This window comes from Pseudomonas sp. TE4620, from assembly GCF_056279045.1.
Map to the genome: position 1 here is coordinate 2,887,048 of NZ_JBWBQO010000001.1, position 14,418 is coordinate 2,901,465.

The 14,418-nt window shown below is 64.1% G+C and carries 18 protein-coding genes; 5 read left to right on the forward strand and 13 right to left on the reverse strand.

Annotation, left to right across the window (positions count from 1 at the left end):
- Nucleotides 1-27 precede the first annotated feature (27 nt).
- The 7 genes from gltS to ACZ9A3_RS13335 all read right to left on the reverse strand — a co-directional run bounded on the left by gltS (nt 28) and on the right by ACZ9A3_RS13335 (nt 5,665).
- Nucleotides 28-1,236, reverse strand: coding sequence for a sodium/glutamate symporter (gene gltS, locus ACZ9A3_RS13305; RefSeq protein ID WP_476252759.1), 1,209 nt, complete (start codon nt 1,234-1,236; stop codon nt 28-30).
- Nucleotides 1,237-1,279: 43 nt separating this feature from the next.
- Nucleotides 1,280-2,218 (reverse strand): formimidoylglutamase, encoded by a 939-nt coding sequence (gene hutG / locus ACZ9A3_RS13310; RefSeq protein WP_093381395.1) that lies wholly within the window; start codon nt 2,216-2,218, stop codon nt 1,280-1,282.
- A gap of 18 nt (nt 2,219-2,236) precedes the next feature.
- Nucleotides 2,237-2,962, reverse strand: a complete 726-nt coding sequence (locus tag ACZ9A3_RS13315) for an IclR family transcriptional regulator (RefSeq protein ID WP_038995818.1) — start codon at nt 2,960-2,962, stop codon at nt 2,237-2,239.
- 78 nt (nt 2,963-3,040) lie between these two features.
- The gene (locus ACZ9A3_RS13320) at nt 3,041-3,949 is read right to left on the reverse strand and encodes a LysR family transcriptional regulator (RefSeq protein WP_476252760.1); all 909 of its coding nucleotides are present in this window, start codon (nt 3,947-3,949) and stop codon (nt 3,041-3,043) included.
- Nucleotides 3,949-4,260 (reverse strand): NIPSNAP family protein, encoded by a 312-nt coding sequence (locus ACZ9A3_RS13325; RefSeq protein ID WP_038995821.1) that lies wholly within the window; start codon nt 4,258-4,260, stop codon nt 3,949-3,951. The genes ACZ9A3_RS13320 and ACZ9A3_RS13325 overlap by 1 nt, the downstream gene beginning before the upstream one ends.
- Nucleotides 4,261-4,320: 60 nt before the next feature.
- The gene (locus ACZ9A3_RS13330; protein ID WP_476252761.1) at nt 4,321-4,980 is read right to left on the reverse strand and encodes an HD domain-containing protein; all 660 of its coding nucleotides are present in this window, start codon (nt 4,978-4,980) and stop codon (nt 4,321-4,323) included.
- Between the two features lie 112 nt (nt 4,981-5,092).
- Nucleotides 5,093-5,665, reverse strand: a complete 573-nt coding sequence (locus ACZ9A3_RS13335; protein WP_045194206.1) for a TetR/AcrR family transcriptional regulator — start codon at nt 5,663-5,665, stop codon at nt 5,093-5,095.
- A gap of 147 nt (nt 5,666-5,812) precedes the next feature.
- Between ACZ9A3_RS13335 and ACZ9A3_RS13340 the strand changes: the two genes are divergently transcribed.
- Entirely contained in the window at nt 5,813-6,610 is a 798-nt protein-coding gene (locus tag ACZ9A3_RS13340) for a crotonase/enoyl-CoA hydratase family protein (RefSeq protein ID WP_045194208.1), read from the forward strand.
- A gap of 5 nt (nt 6,611-6,615) precedes the next feature.
- A complete protein-coding gene (locus tag ACZ9A3_RS13345; protein ID WP_195884508.1) occupies nt 6,616-7,485 on the forward strand; it encodes an alpha/beta hydrolase family protein in 870 nt (289 codons plus the stop codon).
- Here the strand turns inward: ACZ9A3_RS13345 and ACZ9A3_RS13350 are convergent.
- From ACZ9A3_RS13350 to ACZ9A3_RS13360, 3 genes are all read right to left on the reverse strand, one after another.
- On the reverse strand, nt 7,470-8,018 hold the full coding sequence (locus tag ACZ9A3_RS13350; RefSeq protein WP_258593981.1) for a hypothetical protein: 549 nt from the start codon (nt 8,016-8,018) through the stop codon (nt 7,470-7,472). The genes ACZ9A3_RS13345 and ACZ9A3_RS13350 overlap by 16 nt on opposite strands.
- On the reverse strand, nt 8,015-8,536 hold the full coding sequence (locus ACZ9A3_RS13355) for a GNAT family N-acetyltransferase (RefSeq protein ID WP_476252762.1): 522 nt from the start codon (nt 8,534-8,536) through the stop codon (nt 8,015-8,017). Before ACZ9A3_RS13355 ends, ACZ9A3_RS13350 begins: the two co-directional genes overlap by 4 nt.
- A 73-nt stretch (nt 8,537-8,609) precedes the next feature.
- Nucleotides 8,610-8,822: a PLD nuclease N-terminal domain-containing protein gene (locus tag ACZ9A3_RS13360; RefSeq protein ID WP_038995826.1), complete on the reverse strand. Its 213-nt coding sequence runs from the start codon at nt 8,820-8,822 to the stop codon at nt 8,610-8,612.
- Between the two features lie 127 nt (nt 8,823-8,949).
- Here ACZ9A3_RS13360 and ACZ9A3_RS13365 point away from each other — a divergent pair, with 127 nt between their 5' ends.
- Nucleotides 8,950-9,957: a GlxA family transcriptional regulator gene (locus ACZ9A3_RS13365; RefSeq protein WP_476252763.1), complete on the forward strand. Its 1,008-nt coding sequence runs from the start codon at nt 8,950-8,952 to the stop codon at nt 9,955-9,957.
- Here the strand turns inward: ACZ9A3_RS13365 and rarD are convergent.
- Entirely contained in the window at nt 9,921-10,850 is a 930-nt protein-coding gene (rarD, locus tag ACZ9A3_RS13370) for an EamA family transporter RarD (RefSeq protein WP_476252764.1), read from the reverse strand. The genes ACZ9A3_RS13365 and rarD overlap by 37 nt on opposite strands.
- A gap of 98 nt (nt 10,851-10,948) precedes the next feature.
- On the opposite strand from rarD, the gene ACZ9A3_RS13375 reads away from it, so the two are divergent.
- Entirely contained in the window at nt 10,949-11,404 is a 456-nt protein-coding gene (locus tag ACZ9A3_RS13375; protein WP_045194217.1) for an Lrp/AsnC family transcriptional regulator, read from the forward strand.
- A 635-nt stretch (nt 11,405-12,039) separates the two neighbouring features.
- On the opposite strand, the gene ACZ9A3_RS13380 is transcribed toward ACZ9A3_RS13375, so the two are convergent.
- Nucleotides 12,040-12,510, reverse strand: coding sequence for an FAD/FMN-containing dehydrogenase (locus ACZ9A3_RS13380; protein ID WP_093381381.1), 471 nt, complete (start codon nt 12,508-12,510; stop codon nt 12,040-12,042).
- Between the two features lie 100 nt (nt 12,511-12,610).
- Between ACZ9A3_RS13380 and ACZ9A3_RS13385 the strand changes: the two genes are divergently transcribed.
- Nucleotides 12,611-13,144 (forward strand): hypothetical protein, encoded by a 534-nt coding sequence (locus ACZ9A3_RS13385; protein WP_093381379.1) that lies wholly within the window; start codon nt 12,611-12,613, stop codon nt 13,142-13,144.
- Between the two features lie 8 nt (nt 13,145-13,152).
- Here the strand turns inward: ACZ9A3_RS13385 and ACZ9A3_RS13390 are convergent, their stop codons facing one another.
- A complete protein-coding gene (locus tag ACZ9A3_RS13390; protein ID WP_093381377.1) occupies nt 13,153-14,373 on the reverse strand; it encodes a benzoate/H(+) symporter BenE family transporter in 1,221 nt (406 codons plus the stop codon).
- Nucleotides 14,374-14,418 lie beyond the last annotated feature (45 nt).

Below are 14,418 nucleotides of genomic sequence, written 5' to 3' on the forward strand. Positions count from 1 at the left end.
CGGGGCCTTGCGCCCCGCCTCGCACCCTCAGCTGAAGGCGTTGATGAACCAGGTAATCAGCGGCAAGGCGACGATGTCGATCAGCACCGCCCCGCACAGCGGCACGATGATGAAGGCCTTGTACGAGAACACCTTGTAGTGGTCGCAGATCGCGCCCATGTTGGCCACCGCGTTCGGCGTCGCGCCCAGGCCATGGCCCATGTAGCCGGCGCACAGCACCGCCGCGTCGTAGTTGCCGCCGAACAGGCGGAACAAGACGAAGATGCACAGCAGCACCATGATCAGCACTTGCACCACCAGGATCACCAGCAGCGGCAGGCCCAGTTGCTCCAGCTCCCAGAACTTCAGGCTCATCATCGCCATGGTCAGGAACATGCCCAGGCTGATGTCGCCCAGGGTGCTGACGGCATTGTCGGGAATCTCGATGACCCGTGCGCGGTCGTTGAAGTTGCGCGCCAGGATGGCGACGAACATGGCGCCGACGTACACCGGCAGGACGATACCCAGGTGCGCCTTCAGCGCATCGCCGATCCAGAAGCCGAGCACCATGATCACCAACATGCAGGTCAGCAAGCGCAGCAGCACCGGCGTATCAATGCTGACAACGGGGGTTTCATTGGCTTTTTCCAGGGCTTGCAGGGCATCGACCTGGTCTGCCTGTACCACCAGTTTCTTGCGTTCGATCAGGTAACGCGCCACCGGGCTGCCGAGCAGGCCACCGGCAACCATGCCGAAGGTCGCCGAGGCCAGCGCGGCTGTAGTGGCGCCGACCGTGCCGATGCTCTCGGCGATCGGGCCAAAGGCTGCGGCGGCGCCAAAGCCACCTTCCAGCGACACGGCGCCGGCCATGATCCCCAGCAGCGGGTCGATGCCCAGGGCCTTGGCCATGCCCACGCCGACCAGGTTCTGCAGCAGCGCCAGGCCCCAGCAGGCACCCAGGTAGATGAACAGGATCTTGCCGCCCTGGCGCAGCAGGCCAAGGCTGCCGCCCAGGCCGACGGTGGTGAAGAACGCCACCATCAGCGGCGTTTGCATGGCGGTGTCGAGCTTGATGTCCAGCCACTGCTGGTCACGCAGCAGCCACACCACCAGGGCAAAGCCAAAACCGCCGATGACCGGCGCCGGGACACAGAGCTGGCGCAGCCAGTAGCTGTGCTTCTTCAGTTGCGCACCCATCGCCAGCAGCAGGAGCGCCAGGGCGACGGTGGTCAGAGCATCGAGTTGCAGGGTCAGCATGGTTAACACTCTTCTTTTTATAGTTGGATAGGGGTTGTGGATTTCAGTCGACCAGGCTGGCCAGCAGCCGTGCAGCGATGCGCGCGGTGCGTTGGTCCTGGTCAAGACCGGGGTTGAGTTCGGCGATGTCGGCCATGCGCAACTTGCCGCTGGCCTTGGCACGCCGCGCCAGGTGCTCGACCACCATCAGCTCGACGCCATGGGCCGAGGGCGCACTGACGCCGGGCGCCTGGCTGGCCGGCAGGACGTCCAGGCAGAGGGTCAGGTACAGGTGGTCGATGCCGCTGAGAAAGTCATCGACGAAGGTCTCCAGCGCGGCGATATTCCACGGCTGCATCTGCCGGTCGAGGCGATAACGCACGTTCAGGCGCTGGGCCTGGTCGAACAAGGCCTGGGTGTTGTTCAGCTCGCTGACGCCCAGGCAGCAGTATTCAAAGGCCATGCCGGCCTGCTGGCAGTACTCGGCAATCTGCCGGAACGGCGTGCCGGAGCTGCTCTGGGCGCTGTGGCGCAGGTCGAAGTGGGCATCGAAATTGAGAATGCCGATGCGCGGCTGCGCCTCTTGCTGGCGTAAATGGCCAGCCAGGCCGAGAAAACTGGCATAGGCGATTTCGTGCCCGCCGCCCAGGCCCAACGGCAGATGCCCTTGCCCCAGCAGTTGCGTCACCCGCTTGGCATAGGCCTGCTGGGCACCTTCCAGGTCAGTACCGAGGCAGACGAAGTCGCCGCTGTCATAGACCGGGCGCTGGCCACGCCAGGCCAGGTTGGCCAAGGCCTTGCGCAGGGCCGGCGGCCCCTGGCGGGCGCCGCTGCGGCCCTGGTTGCGGATCACCCCTTCGTCACAGGCCAGGCCCACCAGGGCGTTGCCAGCCGGTTGGTCATCAGCCCAGGGCTGCACCCATTGGTGCCAGCGCAGGGCCGCCGTGCCTTCTGCGGCGTCGACGCGGCCCTGCCAGAGCGGCAGTGCGGTAGTGCTGTTCATGCGGATACTCCAGTAGATTCAGTCCAGCCGCGCACCGATGCGCAGGGCCACGTCGCAGGTCCAGCGGGTCAGGCGCTCGCTGTTCTGCCGGGCGCGAATGGCCGGGGCCATCAGGCTGATTGCGCCATGCAGGCGGTTGCGGCTGTCGAGCACCGGGGCACTGACGCCCCAGATGCCGTCGTCGATTTCACCGAGGCTGATGGCATAGCCCTGGTCACGGATCTGCACGAAGCTCTGGCGGTAACTGTCCAGTGCTTCGGCTTCCAGGCCCTGCTCTTCAAGAATCGCCAGGCTGCGCGCCGGCTCCATGTGCGCCAACAACACCCGCGCCGACGCGCCGACCCGCAGCGGTTGCGCCAGGCCCTTCTGGTAACAGCAGCGCAGTGGCTGCGGGCTGTCGATCAGTTCGATGCAAATGGCCTGGCCGTTGCTCGGCACCATCAGTGCCACGCTTTCCTGGCTGAGTTCGGCCAGGCGCTTGAGCTCGGGCTTGGCCAGCGACACCAGCAGTGCTTCGCGGTCGAACTTCTTCGCCAGTTGCAGGCAGGCCGGGCCCGGCAGGTAGCGACCATGGCCGTTGTCTTCGGCCAGGCCCCAACGCAGCAGGGTCTTCAGGTGCCGATAGGTGCTGCTCAGGGGCTGGTCCAGTTGCAGGCTCAGCTCCTTGGCCGACACGGCCTCGTTGGCCTGGCCGAGGGCGACGAGGATCTGCAGCAGGCGATCGGTGGGCGTGGTGTAGGTCATATGTGCTCCTTGGCGCCATGGTGCACAGTCTTTCTCAATAGGTGAAACTCGATTCCCATTGAGTGGGAAATATCCTACTTATAGCCCCTTGGCCGCCCACTGCAGGCAGCGTGTTTGCAAAAAGCCCTGCAACGCCTTGACCCGCTCGGTCACCTGCGCCCGGTGCGGGCACATCAGGTACACCGGGGCGTACTCGCCCTGCCAGTCGCCGAACAAGCGCTGCAAACGCCCGGCCGCGACGTCCGCGGCCACGTCCAGCCAGGCCTTGTAGACCACGCCATGCCCGGCCAGGGCCCAGCGCCGGGCCACTTCACCGTCATCGCAGCGGTATTCGCCGTGCACCCGCACTTCGTTCACTTCACTGCCACGCGCAAAGCGCCACAGGTCATAGGGCCGGCCGTTGCGCTGGTAGATCACGCACTGATGGTCAGCCAGCTCCTGGGGCATAGAGGGCGTGCCGTGGCGCGCCAGGTACTCGGGGCTGGCGCAGGCCACGCGGTGGTGATCGAGCAGAATCGGCAAGGCGACCATGTCGGAATCGGCCGGCACGCCAAAACGCAGGGCGACGTCGACTGGTTCGCGGTACAGGTCGCTGGCCTGGTCGTTGAGCAGCAGTTGCAGCTGGACCCGCGGGTATTCGCGCTTGAACGCATCGAGCCAGGCCAGCAGCACGCTGCGGCCAAAATCCGAAGGCGCCGCCAGTTGCAGCAGCCCGCCCATCTGCAGCGCCTGATCGCGCAAGGCTTGCTCGCCCTCGGCCAGCGCGCCCAGGGCCAGGCGCACGCTGTCGAGGTAGCGCCGGCCTTCGTCGGTCAACCGTTGCTGGCGAGTGGAGCGGGCAAACAACCGTACTTGCAGGCGCGTCTCCAGGCGCTTGAGTGCAAGGCTGGCGGCTGCCGGAGTGATGTCGAGGCTGCGCGCAGCGGCAGACAGGCTGCCCTCGTCGGCCACCCGCACGAACAGTTCCAGGTCGAAAAGCGTGCTCATCAGTCCTGCCCGAACACCGGGCGCAAGAACGAGCGCTCATAGCTGAGGATGCAACGGGTGTCCTGGGCGTACTGGAAGGCGGCCAGGCACTCAGGGTCGTTCATCGAGTCCTGGCGGTAGCGTTCGTACGCGGCAAGGCTTGGAAAGGTGAACATCGCCATGGCGATATTGTTGGCACCTTCCGAAGGCAGGAAGTAGCCGTGGTGCTGGCCGCCGAAGCGCTCCACCAGCGGGATCCAGAGTTTGCCGTAGTGTTCGAACTCCGCGAGTTTGTAAGGGTCGAGGACGTAGCGCAGGTAGCAGGTGATCATCGGTGGCTCTCGCTGAAGTTGCTCGGCAGCCGAGAATGCACGATTCCAGCGCTGCCCGCATCAGTCTTGAGGGCCGCCAATCTCATCCATGAAACCTTGCACGAACAGCTCAAGCCGCCGATGCCGCTCGGCCGCCAGGCGTGCGCCCTCCCCGGTTTGAAAGCCCGAGGCCAGTTTCAGCAATTTGGTGTGAAAGTGCTCGAGGCTGAACTGGTGGTCCAGGTAGTCGCGGCCTGCCGCGCTGGGATTAGTGAAATCGTACAGGGCCGAGCCCATGCGCCCACCGACGTAGAAGCAGCGAGCCACACCGACCATACCGATGGCGTCCAGACGGTCACTGTCCTGAAGGATTTTTGCCTCGAGGGTTTGCGGCGGCAGGCCGGCTGAAAAACTGTGCGTAGCGACGGCATGAGCGACAGCGCTGATGCGCTCGCCGGGCCAGCCAAGATCGGCGAGTATCCGGGCAGCTTTTTCAGCGGACAGGGTCGAGGCCTGGGCGCGTAGCGGCGAGTTCTTTTCGACCGTGACGCAATCATGCAGCAGCGTGGCGGCCAGCAGGATGGACAGATCGCCGCCCTCCCGGGCCTGAATCCGCCGGGCATTGCTCCAGACCCGGTGGATATGCGTCAGGTCGTGAGAGCCATCGCCGTTGTCCGCCGGCAGGTGCGGCAACAGCAGGTCAGCGAGGGCTTGGCAGGGATGGAAAGGTTGGGTAGTCATCAGCAGTGGCGCCTTGGAACAGGTCATTGAAAATACGCCAGCGATGCCCGTATTGCGACCGCTGCGCGCTCGATCGCCGGCAAGCCGGCTGCCACAGGGACCATAGGCGCCTTCAACCCTTGTGAGTTCCCTGCAATTCGCCCAGGGCCCGCTGGGTCACCGCCTTGAAGTAGCTCATGTCGTCATGGATCCGTGCCAATAGAATCGCCCCTTCGTAATCCGCTACCAATTGCCGCCCTCGGGCCTGCGCCTGTTCATCATCCAGCAGGCCCTGATAGAGCCGGGCAAACGCCTTAGCCCAGGCGGCAAAGAATTCGCGAATCGGCACCATCAGCTCATTCTTGCCGTAACTGGCATCGATGGCCACCACCGCCATCAGGCAGCCGATGGCATCGGCCTCAAACACCCGACCTGCCTTGCGGCCCATTTCCTCCAGACGTTGAACAGGGCTCAGGCTCAAGTCGTCGGCAATACTGAACAGGTGCTTCGCAAGCCCTTCGTGGGTCCAGGCCAGCACGTCGCGCAGCAGCGCTTCCTTGTTCGGGTAGTGATGATAGAAGGACGCCTTGGTCAGGCCGCAGGCCGCCGAAAGCATGTCCATGGTGGTGCCGTGATAGCCGTAGCGCTTGAAGGTGTTGGCGCAGCGCTGCAGCAGTTGGTCTCGGGGAATTTTCAGCGGTCGCACGGCCAGTCCTGCAGTCGATCAATGGCGCTGATTCTATGCCATAAGCCTGGCCAGCTCCACTTGATAGTTACCGAACGTTTGGTTAGCTTCATCAAACCGAACGATCGGTAAGTAACCCTTCTAACCTCTTTGCCGGAGTGCAAGTCGATGAGCGAAGCCAATAGCGGCCCCGATCGAGTCAGCCGCGAACAGCGTGGCCACCTATGGCTGGTGGGCCTGGACCGCGCCGCCAAGCGCAACGCCATGGACAGCGCGCTGCTGATGGACCTGGCGCTGGCCCTCGGTGAATACGAGGGCAATGACGAACTGCGCTGCATGGTGCTGTTTGCCCATGGCGAGCATTTCACCGCCGGGCTCGACCTTATGGAGTTGGCACCGAAGCTGGCCAGCGGTGGCTTGCACTACCCAGAGGGCAGCATCGACCCCTGGGGCACCCGCCTGCCTCGCCGGAGCAAGCCGGTAGTGGTCGCGGTCGAGGGCATCTGCTGGACCGCGGGCATCGAATTGCTGCTCAACGCCGATATCGCCATCGCTGCCAGCAATGCGCGCTTCGCTCACCTGGAGGTGCTGCGCGGCATCCCGCCATCAGGCGGCTCTACTGTGCGCTTCACCCAGGCCGCAGGCTGGGCCAACGCCATGCGCTACATGCTCACTGGCGATGAGTTCGATGCCGATCAAGCGCGGGCGATGAATCTGGTCAATGAGGTGGTAGCTCCAGGGCAAGCCCTGGCCCGCGCCATCGACTATGCCGAACGCATTGCCAGGGCTGCGCCGCTGGCGATCAAGGCTACCCTGCAATCGGCCTTCCTGGCCCGGGACGAAGGCGATGCTGCGGCATTGGCCAGGCTCGAGGAAACGTTGCTGGAGCTGATCGGCAGCGCCGATGTGCGTGAAGGGGTGATGGCGATGATGCAAAAGCGCGCCCCGCAGTTCACCGGGCGCTGACCACCATGACCCAGATGATCTCCCCGGCCCCGCCGCACGCCTTCACCTTGCATGCCCGTGACGGTTACCCGTTGTCGGCGTACCGCTACCCGGCTGTGGGCGAAGCCCGTGGCAACCTGATCCTGGCCGGCGCCACCGGCGTGCAGCAACGCTTCTACCGGCGCTTTGCCGAGCATGCGGCAGCTCAGGGTTTCAACGTGCTGACTGTCGATTACCGCGGCGTCGGCGAGTCGCGGCCGGCGTCGCTCAAAGGCTTTGAGATGTCCTACCTGGACTGGGCTTACCTGGACTTGGCCGCGGCCGTCGACCTGCTCGGCGCCGAGCCATTACCCTTGTACTGGGTCGGCCATTCCTTCGGCGGCCATGCCATTGGCCTGCTGCCCAATCATGCCTGTATCAGCGCCTGTTACAGCCTCGGCAGCGGCGCCGGCTGGGCCGGCTGGATGCCCTGGCCGGAGGCGCTGAAGGTGCGCCTTTTGTGGCGCTGGGTCCTGCCACCGCTGGTAGCCCTCAAGGGTTACATGGCCTGGAGCCTGCTTGGCATGGGCGATGATCTGCCACGCGGGGTCTACCGTGACTGGAAGCGCTGGTGCGCCTACCCGCACTACTACTTCGACGACCCGCGCATGGCCCATCTGGCCGGGCAGTACGCCCAGGTACGCATGCCTTGCGTGTTCGCCACCTCGCTGGATGACCCCTGGGCGCCACCGCGCTCGCGGGATGCCTTCGTCAAGGCTTACTGCAATGCACCAATGACCCGCCGTGACCTGCAACCGGACAATGGTGCCATTGGCCACATGGGGTACTTCAAGGCTCAGGCACAACCGCTATGGGACGAGATACTGACCTGGCTCGGCCACTACCCTCGCCCATAAACCAGCAACTCGCCACCGGTGGCGATCACCAGGCTCAAACCGGTATAGGAAAACCCGAAGGCACGCACTTCGGTCTCGATTGCCAGGGTATGAAACCTGGCGGGCCGGTTGTAGCGCGCGCCATGCAGCCAGGAACCCGGCTCGACCAGCAGCAGGTGCTGCTCAGGCCAGGCCAGGGTGATGTTCTCCACCACCCAGCCATCGCTGGTGCTGATCGGCAGGCCGCCGCCCTGGATGCCCGACATGCGGATCACCCGCTCGTTGAGCGGGCCGATGCCGCGGGTTTCCAGATAATGGTCGCTGCCCAGGTTGTCGGTGCGGTCGCGGGCGATTTTCTCGCCGCTGCGACAGTCGATCACACTGCGGCCTGAACTCGAAGCCACCAGCAGCCGCTCGCTGTCACGGTCAAAGCCGATTTCCAGCAGGCCGGCGACGGTGAACTGGCCAGTCAACCGCCACGGCGCAGGTGCGGGTGCAACCGCTTGTTGGCGGATGACCTGGCGCAACGGGTCGAGGTGTCTGCTGCTGGTCATGGTGCCTTCCAGTGCGGATGCGTCAGCCGATACACCCGCACCGGCCGCTCGTGAAACTGCACAGTATCGAAGGCATTGAAGCCGGCTTTTTGCGCCACGCGCAAGGAGGCAATGTTGGCCGCTTCAATAATTGCAATCACCGCCGCCAGCCGGTGCTCGTTGAACGCATGCTCAAGCACGCCGCGCACCGCTTCGCTGGCCAGTCCCTGACCCCAATAGCGTGTAGCCAGACGATAGCCCAGGCTGGCCTGCTCTACCCCTTCGACCTGCTCCGGGCTGACGCCGCAAAAACCGACCAGCTCGCCGTTGACCTTTTCGACCAGCGCCCATTGGCCCATGCCGTAGCTGGCGTAGCACTGCACGCACCAGTCGATGAAGGCCCCGGTCATCTGTTCGTCGCAGACACCGCGCACCGAGAATTTCATCACCTCAGGGTCGCTGAGAATGGCGGTCAGGGCGGGCAGGTCTTGACGCGAGAGTTCGCGCACGAGCAGGCGTGGGGTTTCAAACAGCGGCATGAAGTGCTTCCTTGGGTCATGCAGGCGCGACGATGCGCCGTCGCCCCTACAATCCCTGTCGCCAGCCGCCGGGTCAACCCTCCCGCGAAATCGGCACCCCCGCGCTGGCTTTCGGCCCGGCCACGGCCCAGGCAATCAGGCCCAGCACGGGTACAAAGACGATAAACACGATCCACAACATCTTGCGATCCGCCCGGCTCTTGCTGCCGATGATGCGTTTGATGGCCCAGAGTTCGACCAGGGTGAGCAATACGGCAAGGGTGATCCAGATATGACCGTTTTCCATGGGTAGCCTCCAGAGGGGTTCTGAAGGTTAGGTGTGCGCAGCCAGCCGGGGTTCATTCTGATTGCCATTGCGGGCCGGGCAATATCTGGCATCATCGCCTCAACCTGCCAGTTCGCGGAGCCGCGCCTTGCCCACCCCACGCCAGTTCAGCAAGAAATCCAGCACCAGTAACATGCTCAACCTCAAGCACCCCGAGGCTGCCTCGACCCCGGCGTACCAGGTGGGCTTTTTGCTGCTGGAGAACTTCTCCATGGCCAGCTTTACCGTGGCCATGGATGTACTGGTGACGGCCAACCTGCTCAAGAGCAACCTGTTCTTGAGCACGCCGTTTTCCCTGGGCAGCGAGCGGGTCACCAGTGACCTGGGCCTGGAGATTTATGCCGCGCACCTGGACCGCGCAGCGCTGGACAACCTCGACATGCTGATTGTTTGCGGCGGCCTGCGTACCCCACTCAAGTACCCGCAGCTGGACAAGCTGCTGTGCGATGCTGCCGCCCACCAACTGGCCCTCGGCGGCCTGTGGAACGGCGCCTGGTTTCTCGGCCGCGCCGGGGTGCTGGAGGGCTACAACTGCACCATCCACCCTGAACAACGGGCAAGCCTGGCCGAGCGCAGCCCGCAGTGCACCATCACCCCGGCAAGCTTTGTGCTCGACCGCGAACGCCTGACCGCCGCCAGCCCCAACGGCGCGCTAGAAATGATGCTGGCGCTGCTCAAGCTGCAACATGGCGAAGCGCTGGCCGAGGGCGTCGAGGAGATCCTGGCGTTTTCCAGCGCGCGCTTTCGCCGGGTCGACAGCAGCCAGAAGAAAGCCATGAGCGCGCCACTGCGCACCATCGTCGAGCTGATGGAAAGCAACCTTGAAGAAACCCTCAGCCTCGATCAACTGGCGGCCTACAGCGGCCGTTCGCGCCGGCAGATCGACCGCCTGTTCCAGGCGCAACTGGGCACCTCGCCAAGCCGCTACTACATGGAACTGCGCATCACCAAAAGCCGGCGTCTGTTGCAGTATTCCGACCTGCCGCTGATGGACGTGGCGATTGCCTGCGGTTTTGTCTCGGTCTCGCACTTCAGCAAGTGCTACTGCGCCTACTTCGGCTACCCGCCTTCGCGCGAGCAGCGGTTGGGCGAGTAAGCGCGGCGGTTACCGTTGAGGCTCAAACCGCCCTCCACCACCAGCACCAACACCGCCAGCCAGATCGCAATATAGGTCGGCCATTGCGCCGGGGCGATGCTGTCGCCCAGCAGCACTGCGGCGACCACCAGCAGCACCGGCTCGACATAAATCAGCAGGCCAAACAGGGTCAGGTTCAGCCGTGGTGCCGACAGCGCCTGCAGGCCCAGGGCTGCGGCGCTGATCGCGCCGAGGCCGAGCACCAGCCAGGGCAAGCTTGAGGCTGCGCCGGCAAGGCCGAGCACTACCCCGCCCTTGAGCACGAAATACAGGCTCACCGGCAGGCTCAGGCTCATGTCGAACCACAACCCGCCCATGTTGTTGGTGTCGGTCACCCGGCGCAGCCAGAAGTACAGCGGATAGCCCAGCGACACCACCAGCACCGGCCAGGAAATCGCCTTGGCGATGGCGATCTGGTTAATGATGCCCAGCGCCGCCAAGGCACAGGCCAGCAGTTGCAGGCGGCTGATCGAATCCTTGAACGCCAGGCGGCCGACAATCACCATCACCAGCGGCATCAGGAAGTAGCCCAGCGACACGTCCAGGCCATAGCCGTTGATCGGTGCCCACATGAACAGCCACAACTGCGCGCCGAGCAACACCGCCGAAACCAGGCGAATCGCCCAGAACCAGCGCTCTTCGAACAGGCGCAGGAATATCCGCCGCACCTGCGGCCAGTGCCCGCTGGCGATCACCATCAGGGTCAGGCACGGCACGGTCAGAAGGATCCGCCAGCCATAGATTTCGGCGCCGTCCAGGGGCGCGAGCAGGCTGGTGTAGGCGTACATCACCGCGAACAGCACCGAGGCGAGAACATTGAGCACGACGCCCAACGTGGAGTGATGCGCGGTCATTGCAAATTCCTTAATGAGGACCAGCAGAGGGTGATAATTTATTCCGCAGCCACTGATAAGTGCCCTCGTTTTCACCCCTCAAGATGAGAAATTTTTGCATGGACCTGGATGAATTCGACCTTGCCCTGCTTGCCGCCCTGCAGCGCGATAACAGCCAGCCCCTGCGTGAGCTGGCCGAGCAGGTGCACTTGTCTAGCGCCTCGGTGCAGCGGCGGATCCAGCGCTTGAAAAAGACCGGGGTAATCCAGGCCAATGCCGCGGTGATCAACCCGGACAAAGTCGGCCAGGTGATTACCCTGATGGTCGAGGTGCACGCCGACCGCACCCAGTCGGCGGACCTGGAAGTCATGAAGCGTGCGTTCTCGGGACCTGAAATTCAGCAGTGCTACTACGTCACCGGCGACGCCGACTTTTTGCTGGTGCTGACGGTAGCGAGCATGACCGTGTTCCAGGACATCGCCCAGCGACTGTTTCATGACAACCCGAACGTGAAGTGGTTTCGTACCATCGTGGTGCTGGATCGAGTCAAGACGACCTTGCAGGTGCCGCTGTAAGATCTGCGCCTGCCTGCACTGCCCATGTGGGAGCAACTGTCTTAAGCAGCTTGCAAGTATTGGGGCAGCCAGGCTGTTTGAGCTGATCCATTTGATGATGAGGCGCTGCCGGCGCCTTCCGCCCTTACGGCGGGTCACTTTTGCTTGGCGGCAAAAGTAACCAAAAACGCCCTGTCCCTTCATCGGCCCTGCGCTGCGCTGCGGGTTCCCTCCTTCCACCCTTGCTCCCGTGGGGGCGCGCCGAAGGGCCGTCCCTGGCCCTGCGGCGCTCGCCGGCCATCCATGGCCGTCGCCCCACTACGCAAGGGTTCCACTCGGCCTTCTGCAAGGGACGATCGGTGGCGTCTGCAATTACATACATCTAGAAGCAGAGCGCTTTTTTGCTTTCGCTACTCGTGCATCGCCGGTCCATTCGCCGACAAGGCGCAAAGGTGAAGTGTGAGCAGCATCGCCAATGGATCAGCTCGCGCCTCTAAAGGCCTACGCTACCTGTGGGAGCGGCCGTGCGGCGACCCGACTTGCCCCGCGATGGGGTCAGTTCAGCCTCCCCATCAGGTGGCGTCTGGATTGCGACCGCTTCGCGCTCGATCGCGGGTCCAGCCCGCTCCCACAGCGTTGCGCTGCATTCAAATCCACTATGGCTGCGGCAACGCCTTGAGCGCTGTGGCCAACGCCTCGGCACTGGCATATTCCTTCTGCCCCGCCACAACCCCCTGCTCCAACTGGATCCACAGCACCTGGCCTTCAGCGCCCGGATAACGCGCAACCACCTTGCCGTCGCGGTCCAGCAGCACCCGGTAGTTGTAGTCACGCATGGCCGGGATGGCGAACAGTTTGCTGATCAGTGCCGGCATGCGCTGGATGTCGGCGACGAACACCGCATCGCGTGCTTGCAGGTAGCCCTTGGGCTGCTCACCGACGGCGGCCTGGACCAGCTTGGCACCGTCCATGTTGCGCGCCACCAGCAGCACGCGGGTCTGCGCGTTGAGGCTGTAGGGCTGGTCGTGCTGGTCAAGCAAGGTAAAGGGCGCCAGGCGTTCGCCGACTTCGGCGGCGCCAGCCAGCAACGGCATCAGGCTCAGTAGCAGGGCAATGGCGTATTTCACAGGTGACCTCATTGTCAGTGCAGGACTGCTGATCCTAGCGCGGATGCGAGGGCTGCAGTACCCTTTGCGCTCATTTCAAGGAGGACCCCGCGTGCCAAGGATGCTGACATTGTTGCTCTGCTGTGCCCTGTTCCCGACCACCGCCTGGTCGGCGCTGAGCCTTGGCGAGTTCACGCTGGGCATGCCGCGCGCGCAGGTCGTGGAGGTAATGGAGCGGCATTTCACCCGGGTCTGGCTGATCAACGGCGTGCACTACAACGTGCCCCGTCAGTACTACCAGGCTGTCGACCCGGTACCGGGCATCGAACCCTACAAACTCGGCGGTGTCGAGGTCAGCCGCATCGAAGCGGCCTTCGACAAGGATGACCGCCTGCGCCAGGTTTCGCTGTCACTGGAGACCACCGACGGCGAACGCGCCATGCAACTGGTGCCATTGATGCGCCAGGCCAAAGAAGCGCCGCACAGCAGTGGCCGCCACGACCTGCTGCTCGAAGACGGTGAACTGACCTACTGGACCAGCGCGTTCTGGGAGTGGACGGTAATCAACATCGCCGACAAGCCCACTTCGCTGGAGAACATCCCGGCACGGGCGCGCAGCGACGAGAATCAGCGCGCCAAGGCGGCCAAGCGCTGATCGCGGCCTTACCCCTCGCCATTGCTGGCACCGATCACCCCTGCCCGCTCCCGGCGCGGCAAGCGGCCATTGAGCACGGCATAAGCGCCCAGGCCGATCACCAGCCCCCAGAACGCCCCGCCGATACCGAGCAAACTGATATTGGCGGCCGCAGCCAGAAAGGTGATCAACGACGCTTCGCGGGTTTTCGCATCGGCCATGGCATTGGCCAGGCTGCTGCCAATGGTGCCCAGCAGCGCAAGCCCCGCCAGGGTGCTGATGAAAGTGGCCGGGAAGGCCATGAACAGTGCGGCCAGGGTTACCCCGAAGACGCCGACAAGAATGTAGAACACGCCCGCCGCCACCCCGGCGATCCAGCGCTTGGCAGGTTCTTCGTGGGCTTCCTTGCCGGTGCAGATCGCTGCGGTGATCGCGGCGATGTTGAAGGCGTGGGAGCCGAACGGCGCCATCAACAACGAGCCCAGCCCGGTAACGGCGACAATAGGGTTGGCACTGGCCTTGAAGCCGTCATTGCGCAGCACCAGCATGCCGGGCATGTACTGTCCGGTCAGGGTAATCAGGAACAGCGGCAGGGCCACGCTGAGCATGGCATTGAATGAAAACGCCGGCGCGGTGAAGACCGGCGTCGCCAGTTGCAAGCGCAGCCCTGACAGCTCGACCTGCCCGCGCATCAGCAAAAAGCCCAGCCCCAGCAGCAGGATGCCGACCACCGCATAGCGCGCACTGAAGCGCTTGAAGAGCAGATAGGCCACGATCAGCAGCGCGGCCAGCAACGGGTCGACGCTGAGCCCGGCAAAGGCACCGATGCCGAATTGCAGCAGGATCCCGGCCAGCAGCCCCGCCGCAATGCCCGGCGGGATCAGGCGGATGAGCTTGTCGAAACAGCCCGATAAGCCCAGCAGCACAAACGCGGCTGCCGAGATCAGGTAGGCGCCCACCGCTTCGGCGTAGGGCGTACTGGCCAGGGCCACCACCAGGAAGGCGGCGGCCGGTGTCGACCAGGCGGTGATGATCGGCTGGCGGCTGAGCCAACTGAGCAACAGCCCGGTAACCCCCACGCCGATGGATACCGACCATACCCAGGAAGCCGTGAGGGCCGGGCTCAAACCAGCGACCTTGGCCGCTTGGAAAACCAGGATGAAGGTTCCGCCATAATTGACGATAACCGAGATGAGACCGGCAATGAGCGGGGGCATGAGGTCGCCGGGGCGTAGTGCTGAAGTAGACATGGCGGCAGGGTTCCTTGCGAAGAGGCAGTGACGAGCGACCGAGTG